The sequence below is a fragment of the Lutimonas halocynthiae genome, assembly GCF_030409835.1.
Taxonomy (GTDB): domain Bacteria; phylum Bacteroidota; class Bacteroidia; order Flavobacteriales; family Flavobacteriaceae; genus Lutimonas; species Lutimonas halocynthiae.
Window position 1 is genome coordinate 886,571 of record NZ_JAUFQO010000016.1, and the last position, 21,138, is coordinate 907,708.

General features: G+C 36.4%; 19 protein-coding genes. 14 read left to right on the forward strand and 5 right to left on the reverse strand.

The features are described from left to right. Positions 1-238: 238 nt before the first annotated feature. Genes QWY87_RS17090 through QWY87_RS17100 form a run of 3 tightly spaced genes read left to right on the forward strand, consistent with a single transcriptional unit; the run spans position 239 to position 3,842 of the window. Positions 239-1,825 carry an alanine/glycine:cation symporter family protein gene (locus QWY87_RS17090; RefSeq protein WP_290293509.1) on the forward strand — a complete coding sequence of 529 codons (1,587 nt, stop codon included), beginning with the start codon at positions 239-241 and terminating at the stop codon, positions 1,823-1,825. A gap of 12 nt (positions 1,826-1,837) precedes the next feature. Then, positions 1,838-2,692, forward strand: a complete 855-nt coding sequence (locus tag QWY87_RS17095) for a ComEA family DNA-binding protein (protein ID WP_290293512.1) — start codon at positions 1,838-1,840, stop codon at positions 2,690-2,692. A gap of 10 nt (positions 2,693-2,702) precedes the next feature. Further along, positions 2,703-3,842, forward strand: coding sequence for an acyl-CoA dehydrogenase family protein (locus QWY87_RS17100; protein WP_290293515.1), 1,140 nt, complete (start codon positions 2,703-2,705; stop codon positions 3,840-3,842). 4 nt (positions 3,843-3,846) lie between these two features. Here the strand turns inward: QWY87_RS17100 and QWY87_RS17105 are convergent, their stop codons facing one another. From QWY87_RS17105 to QWY87_RS17120, 4 genes are all read right to left on the reverse strand, one after another. Continuing rightward, a complete protein-coding gene (locus QWY87_RS17105) occupies positions 3,847-5,271 on the reverse strand; it encodes a CCA tRNA nucleotidyltransferase (protein ID WP_290293517.1) in 1,425 nt (474 codons plus the stop codon). Between the two features lies 1 nt (position 5,272). Next, positions 5,273-5,833, reverse strand: coding sequence for an L-threonylcarbamoyladenylate synthase (locus tag QWY87_RS17110; RefSeq protein WP_290293518.1), 561 nt, complete (start codon positions 5,831-5,833; stop codon positions 5,273-5,275). 70 nt (positions 5,834-5,903) lie between these two features. After that, a complete protein-coding gene (locus tag QWY87_RS17115; protein ID WP_290293519.1) occupies positions 5,904-6,635 on the reverse strand; it encodes a glycosyltransferase family 2 protein in 732 nt (243 codons plus the stop codon). A 162-nt stretch (positions 6,636-6,797) separates the two neighbouring features. Then, positions 6,798-7,613, reverse strand: a complete 816-nt coding sequence (locus QWY87_RS17120; protein WP_290293520.1) for a 2,3,4,5-tetrahydropyridine-2,6-dicarboxylate N-succinyltransferase — start codon at positions 7,611-7,613, stop codon at positions 6,798-6,800. 104 nt (positions 7,614-7,717) lie between these two features. Between QWY87_RS17120 and ruvX the strand changes: the two genes are divergently transcribed. The 7 genes from ruvX (at position 7,718) to QWY87_RS17155 (ending at position 12,838) form a co-directional block, all read left to right on the forward strand. Next, a complete protein-coding gene (gene ruvX / locus QWY87_RS17125) occupies positions 7,718-8,128 on the forward strand; it encodes a Holliday junction resolvase RuvX (RefSeq protein ID WP_290293521.1) in 411 nt (136 codons plus the stop codon). A 10-nt stretch (positions 8,129-8,138) separates the two neighbouring features. Next, the gene (gene def, locus QWY87_RS17130; RefSeq protein ID WP_290293523.1) at positions 8,139-8,723 is read left to right on the forward strand and encodes a peptide deformylase; all 585 of its coding nucleotides are present in this window, start codon (positions 8,139-8,141) and stop codon (positions 8,721-8,723) included. A 99-nt stretch (positions 8,724-8,822) separates the two neighbouring features. Next, on the forward strand, positions 8,823-9,245 hold the full coding sequence (locus QWY87_RS17135; protein WP_290293525.1) for a DUF5606 family protein: 423 nt from the start codon (positions 8,823-8,825) through the stop codon (positions 9,243-9,245). A 21-nt stretch (positions 9,246-9,266) separates the two neighbouring features. Further along, positions 9,267-10,046 carry a nucleoside triphosphate pyrophosphohydrolase gene (gene mazG, locus QWY87_RS17140; protein WP_290293528.1) on the forward strand — a complete coding sequence of 260 codons (780 nt, stop codon included), beginning with the start codon at positions 9,267-9,269 and terminating at the stop codon, positions 10,044-10,046. 97 nt (positions 10,047-10,143) lie between these two features. Further along, a complete protein-coding gene (locus QWY87_RS17145) occupies positions 10,144-10,896 on the forward strand; it encodes a dienelactone hydrolase family protein (protein WP_290293530.1) in 753 nt (250 codons plus the stop codon). Between the two features lie 47 nt (positions 10,897-10,943). Further along, a complete protein-coding gene (locus tag QWY87_RS17150) occupies positions 10,944-12,062 on the forward strand; it encodes a Nif3-like dinuclear metal center hexameric protein (RefSeq protein ID WP_290293532.1) in 1,119 nt (372 codons plus the stop codon). A 2-nt stretch (positions 12,063-12,064) separates the two neighbouring features. Then, positions 12,065-12,838 carry a zinc ribbon domain-containing protein gene (locus tag QWY87_RS17155; RefSeq protein ID WP_290293533.1) on the forward strand — a complete coding sequence of 258 codons (774 nt, stop codon included), beginning with the start codon at positions 12,065-12,067 and terminating at the stop codon, positions 12,836-12,838. A gap of 203 nt (positions 12,839-13,041) precedes the next feature. Here QWY87_RS17155 and QWY87_RS17160 read toward each other — a convergent pair whose 3' ends face one another. Next, positions 13,042-13,863: a UbiA prenyltransferase family protein gene (locus QWY87_RS17160; RefSeq protein WP_290293534.1), complete on the reverse strand. Its 822-nt coding sequence runs from the start codon at positions 13,861-13,863 to the stop codon at positions 13,042-13,044. Between the two features lie 116 nt (positions 13,864-13,979). On the opposite strand from QWY87_RS17160, the gene gcvP reads away from it, so the two are divergent. From gcvP to nhaA, 4 genes are all read left to right on the forward strand, one after another. Then, complete coding sequence (gcvP, locus tag QWY87_RS17165; protein WP_290293536.1) at positions 13,980-16,826, forward strand: aminomethyl-transferring glycine dehydrogenase; 2,847 nt, start codon at positions 13,980-13,982, stop codon at positions 16,824-16,826. Between the two features lie 157 nt (positions 16,827-16,983). After that, the gene (gene pdhA, locus QWY87_RS17170; protein ID WP_290293538.1) at positions 16,984-17,982 is read left to right on the forward strand and encodes a pyruvate dehydrogenase (acetyl-transferring) E1 component subunit alpha; all 999 of its coding nucleotides are present in this window, start codon (positions 16,984-16,986) and stop codon (positions 17,980-17,982) included. Between the two features lie 44 nt (positions 17,983-18,026). Then, positions 18,027-19,631, forward strand: coding sequence for a pyruvate dehydrogenase complex dihydrolipoamide acetyltransferase (locus QWY87_RS17175; protein ID WP_290293542.1), 1,605 nt, complete (start codon positions 18,027-18,029; stop codon positions 19,629-19,631). 182 nt (positions 19,632-19,813) lie between these two features. Continuing rightward, a complete protein-coding gene (gene nhaA / locus QWY87_RS17180) occupies positions 19,814-21,133 on the forward strand; it encodes a Na+/H+ antiporter NhaA (protein WP_290293543.1) in 1,320 nt (439 codons plus the stop codon). Positions 21,134-21,138 lie beyond the last annotated feature (5 nt).

Consider the following 21,138-nt stretch of genomic DNA (forward strand, 5'->3'; position numbering starts at 1 on the left):
GATCAATCTTAAGACTTGTAAAATGCCGGCTAAAAATAGTTATTTTACTTCAGCTGTGAATTAATCTTTTAAAAAGCATAATAGATACCTGAATTCAATTCAGGATTGCAAACCAAGGAATTCATTCATGGTTTTAACTCCCAATTGGTAAGGGATTCTAACATTTTAATGCTTTTTTTTTGATATAAGGTATAATTTTTTAGATATTGCAATCCAATCCAAAATACCATAACGACTTATGTTAAAGAAACTACTTAGCTTACTTTTTACAGCGCTGCCATTTATGACCTTTGCTCAGGAAAAAGGCCTTGATCAGCAAATCGATGAAGTTTTTGGTCAGGCGACAGGTTGGTTCGTAAATTTTATATTTTATCAAATACCCTTCTCAGATGAAGTTCGAATATATTGGGTGTTATTTCCATTAATATTAGGAGCGACTTACTTTACATTTTATTTTAGATTTATCAATTTTAGGGGCTTTATGACCTCGATTCACATCATAAGAGGTAAATACGATGACATTGATCATCATGAAGCTTTGCCTGGTGTTACAGAAGTAACTCCATCAGGAGACATTCCGGATACCATCGCCGTTGAAGGGCATGAAGGAGAAGTTTCTCATTTTCAAGCTTTAACAGCTGCATTGTCAGCGACAGTTGGCCTAGGTAATATTGCAGGTGTTGCTATTGCTGTTTCAATTGGAGGAGCTGGTGCAACATTTTGGATGATTGTAGCAGGTTTCCTAGGAATGGCTTCGAAATTTGTGGAATGTACATTAGGTGTAAAATACCGAGATATCGGACCGGACGGAACTGTTTATGGAGGCCCTATGTATTATTTAACGAAGGGTTTAAAATCTAAAGGATTCGAAAAGTTAGGAAAAGTGTTAGCCGTTTTGTTTGCGATTTTTGTCATTGGCGGTTCATTCGGAGGCGGTAATATGTTTCAGGTGAATCAGGCATTTCAATTAATTGAAAATATAACTGGTGGAACAGAATCTGTTTTGCACGGAAAAGGATGGTTGTTTGGACTAATTATGGCGGTTTTTGTAGGTATCGTAATTATTGGTGGTATCAAAAAAATTGCTAGTGTAACTGATAAGATTGTACCTTTTATGGTAGTCATCTATGTGTCCGCTTCAGTTTTTGTTCTTATAGCAAAATACGATATGATTGGTGATGCTTTTCTACAAATCTATAATGGTGCATTTAGCCCTGAAGGAGTTGTTGGAGGTGCTATAGGTGTTTTAGTTCAAGGATTTAGAAGAGCCGCTTTCTCAAACGAAGCTGGTGTTGGATCCGCCTCAATTGCTCACTCTGCTGTGAAAACCAAATATGCTGCCTCCGAAGGAATGGTTGCCTTATTAGAACCTTTTATCGATACAGTGGTAGTTTGTACCATGACAGCTCTTGTATTGGTTATTACGGGCAATGTCAATCCTGAAAATGCAAGCCTTAATGATGCGCAGGCTATTTTACTCACATCGGGTGCTTTTGCATCTGTCATATCATGGTTTCCTTATGTCTTGACAGTAGCTGTGGTATTATTTGCCTTTAGCACTATGATTTCATGGTCCTATTATGGTTTTCAAGGTTGGGCTTATTTATTCGGACGATCAAAAAAAATGGAGTACACCTATAAAATTTTATTCTTGATTTTTGTGGTCATCGGTGCTGCCGCCAGTTTAGGTTCGGTAATAGGATTCTCAGACGCAATGATTTTTGCGATGATGGTTCCAAATATGGTAGGCCTTGTTATTTTGGCTCCCACAGTTAAGAAAGAACTGGTCAAATATTTATCTGCCATTAAAGCAAAAAAGAGTTAGACTGGTCAACATATGAAATTTATTCAATCCCATTTCTGGTACAACAAGCGCCAAAGAAATGGGATTTTATTTTTATTTCTAATCCTCTTTTTCCTTCAATTTGTGCTGTATTTCTCCAACTTTTCAGATGATGAGTTCATTGATGAAGAAGAATTTGCCATGTTAGAGGCTAAAATAGATTCCTTGCAAAAAGAAAAACCAGTTAGAGCAAAATCTAAAACTTATCCATTTAACCCTAATTATCTATCTGATTTTAAAGCCTATCAAATTGGTCTTAGCGTTGAAGAAGCCGATCGACTCTTTGCATTCAGAGCTAAAGGTAAATTCATCAATTCTACAGATGATTTTCAAAAAGTAACAGCGGTTAGTGATAGCCTTCTGGCTTTGATATCTCCCCTATTTAAATTTCCTTCATGGCTAAACAGAAAAAAACCAAAACCCGTTACTCATGATAAGGCACCTACAATAGTCAGAGACCTAAACAAGGCCAGCATTGAGCAACTCGATAGTATTGAGGGAGTGAATACAAAATTAGCGAATCGCATTATCTCTTATAAAAATCTATTAAAGGCCTACTCTCTAAATGAACAGCTCTATGAAGTTTACTATCTCAACAGAGAAACTGCAAATAGAATATTACGACATTATCAAGTAATTGATACACCTGAAATTGACAGGTTAGATTTAAATACTGCTACATTTAAGCAGTTTCTTCAAGTTCCTTATATAGATTATGAACTCACCAAAAAACTCATTGCATACAGAGATGAAAACGTTTTGTTTCAAGACCTTGAAGAATTGAAAAAAATAGACTCTTTCCCATTGGAAAAATTTGACAGAATAGCATTATATTTGACGGCTGAATAAAAAGCTTACTATGAATTTTGAAACTTCTGAAACCAGAAACACGATTGCCCATTCTATAAGAGATTTTGCTAAGAAAAATATCAAACCTTTTATGATGGATTGGGATGAAAATCAAACCTTCCCGGAGGAATTATTTCATCAACTCGGTGCCATGGGTTTTATGGGCGTTCTAGTTCCTGAAGTTTATGGTGGCAGTGGTATGGATTATCACGAATACATTACGGTGATTGAGGAAATTTCAAAAGTTGATTCTTCTATAGGTCTTTCATTAGCCGCCCATAATTCATTGTGTACAAACCATATTTTAGAATTTGGAAATGAGGTTCAAAAGGAAAAATGGCTACCTAAATTGGCGCATGGCGAATGGATAGGTGCCTGGGGTCTTACTGAACACAATACAGGAAGTGATGCAGGAGGCATGAGTACTACTGCCGTTGCAGATGGAGATCACTATATTTTAAATGGTGCTAAAAATTTCATTACACATGGTATTAGCGGTCATATCGCCGTTGTAATTGTAAGAACCGGTGAAAAAGGTGATTCTAAAGGCATGACAGCCTTTGTAATTGAAAAAGGTACACCAGGATTTTCTTCTGGTAAGAAAGAAAATAAAATGGGGATGAGAGCCTCTGAAACAGCTGAATTGATTTTTGACAACTGTCGTATTCATAAAGACAGCATTCTTGGTGAAGTTGGTGACGGGTTTATACAATCAATGAAAGTACTAGATGGTGGAAGGATTTCTATTGGAGCCTTGTCTTTAGGCATCGCCAAAGGAGCTTATGAAGCCGCATTAAAATATGCTCAGGAAAGAGAACAATTTGGAAAGTCAATCAGTAAATTTCAGGCCATCGGTTTCAAATTAGCAGATATGGCAACTGAAATAGAAGCTTCCGAATTATTACTTCACAAGGCGGCTCACGATAAAATTAAGGGAATAAAAATGACCAAAATTGGTGCCATGGCTAAAATGTATGCCTCTGAGGTTTGTGTAAAAGTGGCCAATGAAGCCCTACAGATTCACGGAGGATATGGTTATACTAAAGATTTTCCAGTGGAGAAATTTTACAGAGATGCGAAACTATGTACCATAGGTGAAGGCACTACTGAGATTCAGAAATTAGTGATTTCAAGGAATATTCTTAAGTAGACAATTATTTTTTAAGACCCATAGCTGAGGCCTTTTTCAACATAAATTCGTAGGCCTCCTCATAGTCATTAGATATTTCGCCTTCAAGAATTGCTTCTTTGATAGCATCTTTGATCATTCCGATTTGCCTGCAAGGTTTTAAACTAAAGGTATCCATAATCAACTCTCCTGAAATAGGTGGTTGAAAATTACGTACATGGTCTCTTTCTTCAACTTCCTTTACCTTTTGACGTACGAGTTTAAAATTGTTTAAATACTGTTTTTCTTTGACTTTATTCTTAGTAGTGATATCTGCTTCACAGTGCGTCATAAGGTCATCCAAGTCATCTCCTGCATCAAAAATAAGTCTTCTTACTGCAGAATCTGTTACATTTTCCGCAAGAATTACGGGCCTTGAACTCATCATGACAATCTTTTCAACATACTTCATTTTCTCGTTCAAGGGCATTTTTAAACGCTTAAATATTTTCTTGACCATCTTCGAACCAACAAATTCATGCCCATGAAATGTCCAGCCAATTTTTTTATCAAACTTCTTAGTAGGTGCCTTACCAATGTCATGCAGTAAAGCCGCCCATCTCAGCCAAAGATTGCCTGTTCTCAATGAAATATTATCGACAACTTGTAGCGTGTGGAAAAAGTTATCTTTATGTTTTTGGCCTTTTATCTGCTCAACGCCTTGCAAATCAGATAATTCAGGCAAAATATATACTAACAACCCTGTTTCATGCAAAAGCCTGAGACCAATAGAAGGCTTATCACTTAATAAGATCTTATTTAGCTCATCCACTACCCTTTCCTGGCTAATAATTTGCAGTCTTTTCGCATTCCTTGAAATAGATGAAAGTGACTCAGCTTCTATCTGGAAATTTAATTGACTTGAAAAACGGATAGCCCTCATCATTCTCAATGGATCATCACTAAAGGTAATATCCGGATCAAGAGGCGTTCTGATTACTTTATTTTGAAGATCAGCGATTCCCTCAAATGGATCTAATAATGAACCATAATCAGAATTATTCAAACTAATCGCCATGGCATTAATTGTAAAATCCCTTCGATTTTGGTCATCTTTCAGCGTGCCTTTGTCAACCAATGGGTTACGACTATGGGCAACATAGGATTCCTTTCTGGCACCAACAAACTCTATCTCAAGATCCTTGAATTTGAGCATCGCAGTACCATAGGTTTTGAATATTTGCACCTTAGTATTATTAGGAAGTAATTCAGCTACTTTATTGGCCAAATCAATTCCACTCCCAACTGCAACAACGTCGATGTCTTTCGGCTTATCCCTTTCAAGCAAAAAATCCCGAACATATCCTCCAATAACATAGGTTTCTAAATCCAAAGATTTTGCCGCCTGGGCTATATAATCAAATACAGGAAGTGATACTGCTTTTTTCAGATTCGTGTTTGGATTCAGCATATTACTTTCTTAGGTACTCGATCTCACCGAGATCATTAAGTTTAATGATTTGAGAAGCAGTTTTTTTCGTTTCAACTGCCGGCAAATTTACTATATAATCTGCTTTCTCCAAAAGTAAAGGGTCAATTTCATTAAAATTTGAAGGTGAAGGCTGGTTACTAATATTAGCAGAAGTCGAAACAATAGGTTTGCCGAATGACTTAATCAAAGCCTTACAAAAATCATTCTTAACGATTCTGATGGCTACTGTATCATCTTTTGCCACCACATTTGAAGCCAATCCCTGAGGCTGTGCATAAATTACGGTAGTAGGTTTTGTAGCTGTTTCAATATATACTCTAATTAATTCTGGAACTGTCTCAATATATGTCTCAAGCATTTCGATGCTATCAACCAATATGATCAGGCTTTTACTTTCAGACCTGTTTTTTATCTCATATACCTTTTCAACAGCACTTTGATTGGTCGCATCGCAACCCAAACCCCATATAGTATCTGTTGGGTAAACAATTATATTCCCGTCCTTTATATGTTGTAGTGTTCTATCAATTTCGTTTTTCATAACCTAAAAACAACGAACTCCTTTTAATTAATCCGTATTTAATAATTCACGCTAAAATAATATCTAGTTACTAATTCCGCCTTACTAAAAGATATCTATTTAAGACTGCGTGCGCATGAAGTTTTGCCAAAACATACCCCCTTTTTCCATCTAAAAATCCAAATCTTACCAAATATAATACGACAAACCTAAATGCAGGTTTAACCAATTGATGAATAAGGTAAACTTTTTTTCCTGATTTCTTTATTTCCTTGGCTTGCAGCGCTGCATAAAACTCTAGTTTCTGCTCATATTGCTCTTGACTTCTGAACGAATAATGATCCATCCGGTTTTTGAGCAATCCAACCTTTCCGCTGCATAACACTTCTTCATGAACCAGTTTTCCATCGTACCTGCATTTGTCTTTTCTAAACAATCGGATCACTTTATCTGTTTGCCATCCTCCAAACCTTACTTTTATATTTTTAAAATAAAAATTCCTGTAAATGCCAAACGCCACAAAATCCTGCGGATCATTAGCAACTTTCTTTATCTCTAAAGCTAAGGGCGCTGAAATTCTTTCGTCAGCATCTAAAATAAAAATCCAATTATAAGCAGCTTGATCAATTGCGAAATTTTTTTGACTAGAAAAGTCATCAAATTCTCGCTGGATTAATTTGACTTTTGCCTTCTTGCAAATCGATGCGGTTTGATCTTGGCTAAAAGAATCTATTACGATAATTTCAGTTGCAAAAGATACTGACCTGATCGCCTCTTCAATAAAGTTTTCTTCGTTTAAGGTAGGAATTATAGCTGTGATCATTCTTCGGGCAATTTCTGACGAATATTATTATGCTATGAATTTAGCTTCTAAATTTAAACAACGGTTCGAATCAACTAATTCGTTGCAAGTAAATTTAATTTAACTTTAATAGGTTTATCCGACTCCGTAACTTTATGGATAGATAAAAAAAGTGTCCGGAAACTAAACTGCAACATCATTATCTCTCAGCGCATCATTCAATGACGTTTTTTTATTAGTGCTTTCTTTACGTTTTCCAATGATCAATGCACATGGCACATTAAATTTCCCTGCCTTAAACTCCTTAGTATAACTTCCTGGTATAACAACCGAACGTGCTGGAATTACACCTTTAGTGATAATTGGCTCATCGCCTGTGACATCTATAATTTTCGTACTCATTGTCAATACAACATTCGCACCCAATACGGCTTCTGTTTCAACTTTAACGCCTTCAACTACAATACACCTTGAGCCTACAAATACATTATCCTCAATAATTACCGGAGCGGCTTGTAATGGCTCTAAAACGCCACCTATTCCAACACCACCACTCAAATGAACGTTTTTACCTATCTGGGCACAACTACCAACTGTGGCCCAAGTATCCACCATTGTACCTTCATCCACATAAGCTCCAATATTGACATAACTCGGCATGAGTATTGTTCCTTTTGATATATAAGCTCCGTGACGCGCAACCGCGTGTGGTACAACTCTTATTCCTTTTTCCTTATAACCTTTTTTCAATGGAATTTTATCGTGATACTCGAAAATACCCACTTCTAAAGTTTCCATTTTCTGAATAGGAAAATACAAGACAACTGCTTTTTTCACCCACTCATTCACCTGCCAACCGTTTTCTATTGGCTCTGCAACTCTTAAAGTACCAGCATCTAATAGGTCTACGACCTTTCTAATGGCATCTTGAACTGAAGATTCAGTTAACTGTTCTCTATTATCCCAGGCATTCTCTATTATTTGGCGTAAATCATTCATAAGGTTAAATTAAGTCGCAAATATAAAAAAGCACTAAATAAAAAATCCGTTTTTTTTATATTCTTTTAAATCAAAAAAGAGGTAAATTTGCAAAAATTTAAAATATGTCTAGAATTCTTGCCATGGATTATGGTGAAAAAAGAATTGGAATAGCAGTGACCGATGAAATGCAGATAATCGCATCTGGATTGACAACCGTTCCTACCAAAGAAATTTTTGAATTTTTAGAAAATTATTTGAAAGAAGAAAAAGTGGAACTCTTTTTGATAGGTGAACCGAAGCAGATGAACAATACGGCTTCTGAAAGCGAGAAATTTATAACTCCTTTTATCACCAAACTAAAGGCTAAATTTAGCCAAACGCCTATAAAAAGAGTTGATGAAAGATTTACATCAAAAATGGCATTTCAAACCATGATTGATAGTGGTCTTAAGAAAAAACAAAGACAGAACAAGGCATTGGTCGATGAGATTAGTGCTACAATTATTTTACAGAGTTATCTGTATAACAAATAAATAAAAATTCATGATTTTACCGATTATAGCGTATGGGGATCCTGTACTGAGAAAAGTAGGTAAGGAAATCACTAAAGATTATCCTAAGCTTGATGAACTCATCGCTAACATGACAGAAACGATGAAAAATGCTCAGGGCGTAGGCCTTGCGGCTCCTCAAATAGGAAAAGCTATTAGGTTGTTTTTAATCGATGCTTCCCCTTTTGCAGAAAGCGATGAATTAGAAGAGGAAGAAAAACTGTTTTTACAAGGATTCAATAGGATTTTCATCAATGCCAAAATTATTGAAGAAGAAGGTGATGAATGGGTATTTAATGAAGGATGTCTGAGCATTCCGAATATCAATGAAGATGTGTATAGAAATGAAACAATTCACATTGAATATCAGGATGAAAACTTTGAAAACAAAAAAGACACCCTATCTGGACTAGCAGCAAGGATCTTTCAACATGAATACGACCATATTGAAGGGATTTTGTTTACCGATAAGTTATCCAGTCTTAAAAAAAGATTGTTAAAAAAGAAACTCGAAAATATTTCAAAAGGAAAAGTAGACATTGGCTACAGAATGAAATTTCCTAAATTAAAAAAATAGAATATACATTATGAAACGAGTATAAGATAATTGTATTAATTACACATTGATCGTCTATACGAGTTCCATATGACAAAAACATTAAATAAAAAATACCATATGAAATTAGAAAAAGTAATTGCCATTGCAGGAAAACCAGGATTATACGAGATTATTTCTCAATCTAAATCTGGTGTTATTGTTGAATCATTAGCAGACAAAAAAAGATTCCCGGTAAACAGTTTACACAATATCAGCACCCTTAACGATATTGCGATTTATACTTATGAAGAAGAAGTTCCTTTAAAACAAGTTTTTTTAAGCATATTTGAAAAACAAGCAAGTGAAAAATCAATAGATCCTAAATCTTCTAAAAATGACCTTATCAACTACTTTGGCGAAGTATTGCCTGGTTTTGATGAGGAACGCGTTTACCCTTCAAATATCAAAAAAATATTGTCTTGGTATAATGCACTTGTAGATGCCAAGTTTGACTTTGCAAGCATCAAACAAGAGCTTGAAGAAGAAAACGCAGAAGAATAACAAATCATTCAAGCAAGAATTATGAGCCAAAGAGAAGCGCAACTTAAAGCCTTTGGAGCCCTTTTAGACATCATGGATGAACTAAGAGAGAAATGCCCTTGGGATAAAAAGCAAACAATGCGTTCTCTCAGACACCTAACCATTGAAGAGACTTACGAGTTAGGAGATGCCATACTTGATAATGATCAAGATGAAATTCGAAAGGAATTAGGCGACTTGCTTTTACACATTGTTTTTTATGCAAAAATTGGATCTGAATCTAAAGACTTCGACATTAAAGATGTTATTGAAGGCATCAATGAAAAATTAATCAGCCGACATCCTCATGTTTTCGGGGATGTTGTTGCTGAAACTGAAGAAGAAGTTGCCAAAAACTGGGAACAGCTAAAACTAAAGGAAGGTAAAAAGTCAATTTTGGAAGGCGTGCCAAAATCATTACCCGCTTTAGTCAAAGCAAGTAGAATTCAGGACAAAGCTGCCAGTGCCGGTTTTGACTGGGATCGTTCTGAGCAGGTATTTGAAAAAGTTCAGGAAGAAATAGAAGAACTCCACGAAGAAGTGAATTCTGGTAAGCAAACAAGAATTGAATCAGAATTTGGAGATGTTTTATTTTCGTTGATCAACTATGCCAGACACATAAAGGTGGACCCTGAAAGCGCCCTCGAAACCACCAACAAAAAATTTATCAAACGATTTCAGTACCTGGAAACTGAAGCAAAAAAAAAGGGTGAATCACTCAAAGACATGACCCTTACGCAAATGGATGTGTATTGGAATGAATCCAAAAAACATTTTAAGTAAAGAACTTCTTTTTCCAAAATTGTCTTTACAGTTTTAGATTTGTAAAGGATATGAAAATATGTTTAACTTTAGTGCTTCTTAACTATTGTAAACATCTATGAAAAAATATTCGATACTCTTTTTATTCTTATTCAATCTAGGCTTTGGGTTTGCCCAATCAGGTACCGGTTTTACTGGTGAAACCATTAATTTTAAGGCCGATGATGGCGTCATCATCACTGCAGATCTTTATATGGCCCATGAGAGTAGTGCTCCTTTTATCATTCTTTACCATCAGGCAGGTTATAGCCGGGGAGAATACAGGAGTATTGCCCCGCGTTTAAATGCCTTGGGTTTTAATTGCATGGCAGTTGACCAAAGATCCGGAGACAAAGTGAACGATATCATCAATGAAACGCACAAAGAAGCTGCTGCTGCGAAACTACCCACTGAATACCTGGATGCGATACCAGATTTAGAAGCGGCCTATTTATATGTAAAATACAGTATAAAACCAGGTAAAATCATCTTGTGGGGTAGCTCCTATTCAGCTGCGCTTATGTTTTATATGGGCAATGTGCATCATGATAATATTGCTGGTATTCTAAGTTTTGCTCCAGGAGAATACTTCAAAGTCAATGGCAAAGAACTTAAAACCTATGCAGCGCATATTACCTGCCCGGTTTTTGTTACTTCTGCCAAAAGCGAATATAGAAATTGGAAAGCCATTTATGATAATATCAAATCTGATAAATCATCTTTTCTACCCGAAACAGAAGGAAGACATGGGTCTAAAGCCCTATGGCCTGATAATCCAAGTCATATGGTTTACTGGGAAGCTGTGGAGAAGTTTCTATTAACAATAAAATAGGGTCTAAACCTCCTATCATATAATTATTCCTGAAAACAAGATACATTATGACGCTAGTTAGACAAATCACCGAACAAATTGAGCAATTAAGCCCTTTACACTATGCTGAAGATTTTGATAATGTGGGTCTTTTAGTTGGCGATTATGAACAAAAAGTTACTGGTGTTTTAGTAACCTTAGATTGTCTGGAAACAACCATAGACGAAGCCATTAAGAATAATTGTAATCTGGTTGTGGCTTTTCATCCCATTATATTTAAAGGTTTAAAAAAAATAAACGGCATAAATTATGTTGAAAGAGTTGTCATTAAAGCCCTTAAAAATGACATTGCCATTTACGCTATGCATACGGCCCTTGATAATTCAATCAAAGGAGTCTCGGCTAAAATGGCTGATGTTATAGGTCTTACCAACACCAAAGTCTTGATCCCACAGAAAGGTCATCTCAAGAAGCTAACAACTTATGTGCCTGAAAACACTGCAAATGAAATACGAAATGCGCTTTTTAAAGCTGGGGCAGGTCATATTGGCGATTATAGTCATTGCAGCTTCAATATGAGTGGTGAAGGTACTTATCTTGGCGGTGAAAATACAAATCCATCCGTAGGGAAGCCTGGGAATTTAGAGAAAGTCAAAGAAACCTTTATCAGTGTTATTTTTGAATCACATTTACAATCAAAAATTTTAAAAACACTTTTTACTGATCACCCCTATGAAGAAGTGGCTTATGATATTGTTAATTTAGAAAATATCCATGAAAGAATTGGCATGGGAATCATTGGGGAATTGGCAAAACCTTTAAGTCCAAAGAATTTTTTTGAACATCTCAAAAGAACGTTTGATTTAAGCATCATTCGTCATTCTGACATTACAAAAAAAGAAATTAAAAAAGTGGCCGTTTTAGGCGGGTCTGGTAGCTTTGCTATTGAGCAAGCTCTTGCTGCCGGAGCTGATATTTTTATAACAGCTGATCTCAAATACCATGATTTTTATAAGGCTGAAGGAAAATTGATTCTTGCCGACATCGGACATTATGAAAGTGAACAGTTTACAAAACACCTTTTAGTCGAGTATCTTACAAAAAAAATCACTAATTTTGCACCTGCCTTACCGGAAGGGAGGATTATTTTATCGAAAAACAATACAAATCCGATCAACTATTTTTAGAGATGACAAAAAAGAAAGAGGTTACCGTTGAAGAAAAATTAAGAGCGCTGTACGATTTGCAGCTTATCGATTCTAGAATTGACGAGATTAAAAATACCAGAGGAGAATTGCCATTGGAAGTGAATGACCTGGAAGACGAAATTGCAGGTTTACAAACCAGACTAAATAACTTTAGTACTGATATTGAAAACCTAGAGACTGGAATCGCTAACAAGAAAAATAACATTGAGGAGTCGAAAACGTTATCTAAAAAATATTTAGAACAACAAAAGAATGTAAGAAATAACAGGGAATTTGATTCTATCTCTAAAGAGATTGAATACCAAGACCTTGAAATGCAATTAGCTGAAAAACACATACGTGAATTTGAAGCTAAAATTTCTGCAAAAAATGAGATCATTTCTGCTGCAAAGGAGAAAATGGAAGAAAAACAAACTCATTTAAAACACAAACAAGACGAACTTAATTCTATTCTTGAGGAAACTGTTAAAGAAGAAGAATTATTACATAAAAAATCTGAAGAATATGGCAAAATGATAGACGAAAGACTATTAAAAGCCTATCATAAAATTCGATCTAATGTAAGAAATGGTCTTGCAGTTGTTACGATTGAAAGAGGAGCTTCAGGTGGGTCTTTCTTTACAATTCCGCCTCAACGACAGGTTGAAATTGCTACAAGAAAAAAAATCATTACTGATGAGCACAGTGGAAGAATTCTAATCGATTCGGAACTTGCAGAACAGGAAAAAGAAAAAATGTCAAAATATTTTTCTTAGACTAATTAATAGAGGCTTTCATCAACAGCCGATCAATATATAATAAAACGATTACGCTCTTTAATTTTGAGTGTAATCGTTTTTTTTTGCAATACCTGCAATACAGCTTCCAAAAGCCATATAACTCAATACAAATTTACCTGAATCGGCTAACAATATGGAATAGTTCTGTATAGCCCTCCTGATTTTGAACAATTTGATGTTTACAAAAGGATTAAGTATAATCCATACCAAAGTATTGGCAAGGCTTCAATCCAGAAGGTTGTATAGAACCGGTTCCTATTTTGATTACAATATAAAATCAGGCCAATGCTTAGAAGCATCAAAATAAGATCGGCATAAAAAAGATTTGATTGCATACCTTTTAGAGCGACACTTAGCAATATAAATACCACCATACAAATCACCGCCACAATCTTTGCCCTATTCACTCCTAATACCTGCGGTAAGGTGGCTAATTCAGGAAGATCAAATTGTGCATCCCTTATATCAAAGGGAATGGTAATCGCTATGATAAAAAGGAAGCGCTGTGCAAAATACAACCATTGGTGAGAAACATCCAGATGACCCGCTTCCTGAAGCGGAAAATATAATGTAATGCCTACCCAGGAAAAAGCGATCAGAATCAGCTTCAGAGCAGGAATATGCCTTAAACCAATTGCTTTATTCTTTATCGGAAGCACATAAAATACGGTTGCTATAAAAAATGGCAATAGGGCTAACATGCCTCTAATTGACAGTTTAAAAGCGTAAAAACCAACTCCTGATAAAGCCAGCATATTCAATACCAGCAATCCTTTTTTATTCGCTCTTATCCAAATTGCAGTCATGCTATTGATCTTGTCTAACTGAAAAAACCTGATAAGGTTATAGGACAAAATAGTTGAAAAAAACACAAACAACGCTAAATACTCATTCTTAAATCCAAACTCTAAAAAAGTGATTTTAGTTAAGCAGTATGCAGCAATAGCTACATGAACATTGCTGAAAACATAAAATCCAAACCACTGTTTTATAAGGCGCATATTTTAAATTTGAATCTATAAAAATAATTAAATAATTCAGGATTATATCGTTTTCAAAAATCAATCCTTTTCATCAAAATTGAGTACTTTTGTGTTCCTTAATTTAAACATTTATTATGCGAACGGATTCTTTTGTTTTACGTCATCTTGGACCAGGCCAGAATGAAGTATCTGAGATGTTAGACACCATTGGTGTAAGCTCACTTGACGAACTGATTTACAATACAATACCTAATGACATTAGGTTAAAAAGATCATTAAACCTACCTGAAGCGATGAGCGAGAATGAGTTTGCTTCACATATTCAGAAACTAGGCAATAAAAATAAACAATTCAAGTCATACATAGGGCTGGGTTATCATCCCACTACCCTACCTGCGGTGATCCAGAGAAATATTTTTGAAAATCCAAGTTGGTATACCTCTTATACACCGTATCAGGCTGAAATTTCTCAAGGCCGTTTAGAGGCACTTCTAAATTATCAAACCGTAATTACTGATCTCACCGGGTTACCATTAGCCAACTCTTCACTTTTAGATGAAGGGACTGCTGCAGCTGAAGCGATGCTGATGCTATGGAATGGAAGAAGCAGAAGTCAGAAAAAAAATGGGGCGAGCAAATTTTTTGTTTCAGAAGAACTGTTGCCACAAACCAGGGATATACTGGTTACAAGAGCTGAACCTCTTGGAATTGAACTAGTACATGGTGACCACAGAGAGATTGAATTGAACGAAGACTTTTATGGATGCATACTTCAATACCCTGCAAAAGATGGGATGATCTATGATTATACTGAGTTTATTGCAGCAGCACATACTTTGGAAATTAAAGCCGTGGTAGCCGCTGACATACTCAGTTTAGCTATTTTAAAATCTCCAGCTGAAATGGGAGCCGATGTAGCCGTTGGAACTACCCAGCGTTTTGGGATTCCACTTGGTTTTGGTGGACCTCACGCTGCTTTCTTTGCTACTCACGAGGCATACAAAAGGTTAATACCTGGAAGAATCATCGGTGTTACTGTTGATATTGATGACAACAGAGCATTGCGAATGGCCCTTCAAACAAGAGAGCAACACATCAAAAGAGAAAAAGCTACCTCAAACATATGTACAGCACAAGTACTCCTTGCTGTAATGGCCGGTATGTACGCTGTTTATCATGGAGGAGAAGGCATTAAATATATAGCCAGACAAATTCATTCTTTGGCAAATATTTTAGATCAGGCCCTTTTGAAACTTGGATTGGAACAAGAAAACAAAGCTTTCTTTGATACCTTAAGAATTAAAGTATCTAATGCGGATAAATTAAAGGTGCTGGCTGAGACGCATGAGGTCAATTTTAACTACATCGATCATACAACTATAAGTATTGCAATCAACGAAACGACAACTGATGCAGATATCGAAGAAATTATAGATATCCTGGCACAGGCTGAAAATCTATATTCTTTTAAAATAACAGATTGTCCTGTGAGCTTGTCTATTCCTGATGAATTACAACGGACTTCTTTATTTCTGACCCATGAAGTCTTTAAAAAGTATCATTCAGAAACTGAAATGATGCGTTATATCAAGCGCTTGGAGAGAAAAGATATTTCTTTAGCAGATTCAATGATTTCGCTTGGTTCGTGTACCATGAAGTTAAATGCCGCTACAGAAATGCTGCCATTGAGCACGAGCAACTGGAATTCAATTCATCCTTTTGTTCCGGTTAATCAAGCACAAGGCTATCACGAAATGTTAAAAGAACTGGAGGCACAGCTAAATGAGATAACAGGTTTTGCAGCCACTTCTTTACAACCCAATTCTGGGGCTCAAGGTGAATATGCGGGCTTGATGGTCATCCGGGCATTTCACAAGTCGAACGATCAGGACCATAGAAATATTTGCCTGATACCAGCTTCAGCACATGGTACAAACCCAGCATCTGCTGTTATGGCAGGAATGAAAGTGGTTGTGACCAAAACCTCTGAATCTGGTAATATTGATCTTGAAGATCTTAAAGAGAAAGCTATTTTACATAAAGACAATTTAGCAGCTTTAATGGTTACCTACCCTTCAACCCATGGTGTTTTTGAGTCTGAAATTAGAGAAATTACGAGGATTATCCATGAATATGGTGGTCAGGTTTATATGGACGGTGCTAATATGAATGCACAAGTTGGCCTTACAAATCCTGCGAAAATTGGTGCCGATGTATGTCACCTAAACTTACATAAGACTTTTGCTATTCCTCATGGAGGTGGTGGACCAGGTGTTGGACCAATATGCGTAGCGTCGCATTTAGCAGAATTCCTTCCATCTAATCCGGTAATCAAAACTGGCGGAAGAAATGCTATTAATGCCATTTCAGCAGCTCCTTTTGGATCTGCAATGGTTGATCTGATTTCTTACAGTTATATTAAAATGTTAGGAAGTAGCGGTTTAACGGAATCAACGGTAACAGCCATTTTAAATGCCAATTACCTTAAAGCAAGGTTAGAGAAGCATTATAAGATTCTCTATGCTGGTGAAAATGGTTTTGCAGCACATGAAATGATTGTTGATTTTAGAGAATTTAAGGCCAAAGGAATTGAAGTGACTGATATCGCTAAAAGACTAATGGATTTTGGTTTTCACGCACCAACTGTTTCATTCCCGGTAGCAGGAACTTTAATGATAGAACCTACTGAGAGTGAAAACAAACAGGAGATTGATAAATTTGCCGACGCTTTAATACAAATCAAAGCTGAAATTGATGCCTATGATGGAGGAGATAGTGTTTTAAAAAATGCGCCTCATACGCAAAGTATGCTTACTGCCGATGAATGGAATTATTCATACAGTAGAAAAGAAGCAGCTTTTGCATTAGATTTTGTTTCTGAAAACAAGTTTTGGCCAACTGTTAGGCGTGTTAATGAAGCTTATGGAGACAGGCATTTAGTCTGTTCTTGTAATCCAATTGAAGATTATATTGAACAATAATATTATGAATAGAAATCTCAGAAGGGATTGATACAATCAACAATATTGGGATTTGTTGACATTAAGCTCAATGAATCATGAATTTTGTTGATTTTTTTAGAATTTATTTATCTAAAAAAATTGTATTTTTGCCTTTCTGAAAAAAATTTAATTACAAATGAAGAAAATAACGAAAAAAACCTACATCGATTGGTACAAAGACATGCTGTTTTGGAGAAAGTTCGAAGACAAGCTTGCAGCTGTATACATCCAACAAAAAGTAAGAGGTTTTCTACATTTATATAACGGTCAAGAAGCTGTATTAGCAGGTGCGTTACACGCCATAGATCTATCAAAAGATAAAATGATCACTGCTTATAGAAATCACGTGCAGCCTATCGGTATGGGAGTTGATCCTAAAAGGGTGATGGCTGAATTATACGGAAAAGTGACCGGTACATCACAGGGTATGGGTGGTTCTATGCATATTTTTTCAAAAGAGAAAGGTTTCTATGGAGGTCATGGTATCGTTGGAGGTCAAATTCCTTTAGGAGCTGGTATCGCTTTTGCTGATAAATATTTTGGTCGTGACGGTGTTACCATTACTTATTTTGGTGATGGAGCTGCAAGACAAGGTTCTCTTCATGAAACTTTTAACATGGCCATGGCTTGGAAACTACCTGTTGTATTTGTGGTTGAGAATAATGGATATGCTATGGGAACTTCTGTGGCAAGAACTGCAAATCATGAAGAAATTTGGAAATTAGGTTTGGCCTATGAAATGCCTTCTGAACCAGTTGATGGTATGAACCCGGTAGAAGTAGCTAAGGCTATGGACAAAGCTGTAACGCATGCGAGAAGTGGTAAAGGCCCATATTTCTTAGAAATGAAAACCTATCGTTATAGAGGTCATTCAATGAGTGATGCTCAAAAATATAGAACAAAAGCTGAAGTAGCTGATTACAAAAAAATTGACCCTATCTCTCAGGTTCTTGAGGTGATTAAGGAGAAAAAATATTTGACCGATGAAGAAATTCAGGCGATCAATGACGATGTAAAAGAACGCGTAATTGCCTGTGAAAAATTTGCAGATGAATCTCCGTATCCAGAAAAACAACAATTGTACGACATGGTTTATGAAGAAAAGGGATATCCTTTCATAAAACACAGATTATAAAAGTTAAAAGAACATTAGTTTAATACCCTATTAAAGAAAAAAATATGGCCGAAATTATAACCATGCCGAGATTAAGTGATACCATGACAGAAGGAGTTGTGGCAAAATGGCTTAAGCAAGTTGGCGATAAGATTGAAGAAGGAGATATTCTTGCCGAAATTGAAACTGACAAAGCCACCATGGAATTTGAATCTTTCCATGAAGGTACCTTGCTTCATATAGGCGTTCATGAAGGAGAAACTGCAAGCGTAGATTCCTTATTGGCCATTATCGGAAATGAAGGTGACGATTTTAAGAGTCTTTTGAGTCAATCTAATGGTGCTGCTGAGGCAGAGGCTCCAGCTGAATCAACTCCTGAGGCAGCTGCAGAAGAAAAAAGCTCTGAAGCATTGGCAACTCCAGCAGGAGCTGAAGTGATTACCATGCCTCGATTGAGCGATACAATGACTGAAGGAACAGTGGCTAAATGGTTGAAAAAAGTTGGTGACCCAATTGAAGAAGGAGATATTCTTGCCGAAATTGAAACGGACAAAGCTACAATGGAATTCGAATCATTTCACAATGGTACTTTATTATATATTGGTGTTGATGAAGGAAGTTCAGCTGACGTTGATGCTGTTTTAGCAATTATTGGAGAAAAAGGAACAGATATTACTGCTTTTGCAGCAAGTCTTAAGAGCCAGGCGTCTGCTCCAGCTCCAGCGCAGACTAAAAAAGAAACTGCGCCTGTTGCAGTTAGTGAATCAAAGCCTGCACCATCCAGTGTTCCGGCTGTGCAGCCTGTTGTCAATTCTAATGGTAGAATTGTTGCCTCTCCATTGGCTAAAAAATTAGCTGCTGAAAGAAACATCAACCTTTCTCATATCCAGGGAACTGGTGAAGGTGGCAGAATTATAAAAAGAGATATTGAAAATTATACACCTGGTTCAGGTAGAGGCAGTCAAGCACCTTTTGTGCCCGCAGGTCAGGAAAATTTTGAGGAAGTTCCTAATTCTCAAATGAGAAAAGTGATCGCCCGAAGGTTAGGTGAATCAAAATTCACTGCTCCCCACTATTATTTGAATGTGGAGTTTGATATGGATAATGCAATTGCCTTTAGAAACCAATACAATTCCATTCCTGATACGAAAATATCTTTTAATGATATCGTGGTAAAAGCGACCTCTTTGGCTTTAAAAGAACACCCACAGGTAAATTCACAATGGTTTGATGACAAAATCAGAAAGAACCATCACGTGCATATCGGTGTTGCCGTAGCGGTTGAAGATGGTTTGTTAGTGCCCGTGCTTAAATTTGCAGATGAGCAAAGCTTAACACAAATCGGTTCTCAGGTAAAAGATTATGCAGGCAGAGCAAGAAATAAAAAACTTACACCTGAAGAAATGGATGGTAGTACATTTACCATTTCCAATTTAGGAATGTTTGGAATAACTGATTTTACAAGTATTATTAATCAGCCAAATTCAGCAATTCTTTCTGTTGGTGCTATTGTACAAAAACCAGTTGTCAGAGAAGGTAATATCGTTGTTGGAAATACAATGAAACTGACCCTTGCCTGTGACCACCGTACTGTTGACGGCGCTACTGGAGCGATATTCTTACAAACTTTAAAAGGTTATATCGAGAATCCGGTTACAATGCTTGTTTAATAGGTATAGCTATAATTTAAAAAGCCTGTGTTAAACTCAGGCTTTTTTTTATTCCTACATTCAAGTGATTCCTTTATTTGTATATTTGAAAATAAGTCAACACGTCAATTTTTTTCATGTATAAAAATTAGAAGCTATCGACTGCTTAATCAGTTGTTTCTCTATTCCTTATCTTAATAATTATGAAGAACAAACCTTTAAATTCCTTTAGAATATCACGATTTATTAATGAGGAAGCTTATGGTGGAATTTTCCTTATAATAGCCACCATCATCGCTTTATTTTGGGCCAATTCTACTTTTTATGATTCGTATCATTATATCTGGCATGAGTATAAAGTTGGCTTTGTATGGGGTGACATAGATATGGTTGCCTCACTCCATCATTGGATCAATGACGGTTTGATGGCCTTATTCTTTTTTGTTGTGGGCCTCGAAATTAAAAGGGAAATTATGGGAGGTGAATTGTCATCTATGAAAAAAGCCTCATTACCCATCGCTGCTGCCGTTGGAGGAATGTTATTACCCGCTATCTTTTATGCCATTGCGGTTATTAATTATCCAGAATACATCAATGGTTGGGGAATACCCATGGCAACAGATATCGCTTTTGCTCTAGGGCTACTGGCCATGTTGGGAAGCAGGGTTCCTCTAAATCTTAAAATTTTTCTTACAGCTCTAGCTATAGCGGATGATCTTGGTGCCGTAATGGTAATAGCTGTTTTCTATACTGAATCCATCGATTATAATGAACTACTATACGCAGGCTTATGTCTAACAATTATGATTATTGCCAACTTCGCCGGCGTTAGAAGAACTCTTTTTTATGCTATATTCGGTTTTGCGGGGGTGTGGATTGCATTTATTTATTCTGGTGTTCACGCTACCATAGCTGGTGTACTCATAGCTTTAACTATTCCCGCAAGAACCAAAATAGGGGAAACTGATTATATAGATAAACTGACTACCTATCTCAATAAATTCAAATTAGAAAAGCCAGATGACAAAAGCACGCTGCTGACCAAGGAACAGGTGCATCTCATTTCTGACATTGAAGATCTTAATAAAAAAGCCCATACCCCATTGCAAAAATTAGAACATACGTTACACCCGGTTACAGCTTACTTTATTTTACCTGTATTTGCCCTTAGTAACGCAGGTGTTCATATAGATGGAAAAGTTATTGACCTCTTGATTCACCCAATCTCCTTAGGTATAATAGCCGGACTCGTTTTAGGAAAGTGGTTAGGCATTACTTTGTTTTCTATGTTAATAGTGAAACTTAAGTTCGCTTCTTTACCTGAGGGCGTCAACTGGCATCAAATACGTGGCGTTGCCTTTTTAGCAGGTATCGGATTTACCATGTCTATGTTCATCTCGGATCTCGCCTTCAAAGATGATGAATTCAAGCAAATAGCCAAAGTAGGAATTATGGCGGCATCATTAATATCAGCCGCTATTGGAATGTTGTGGTTGAGTCTAGCGCCAAAAAAAAATAATTAATTTCA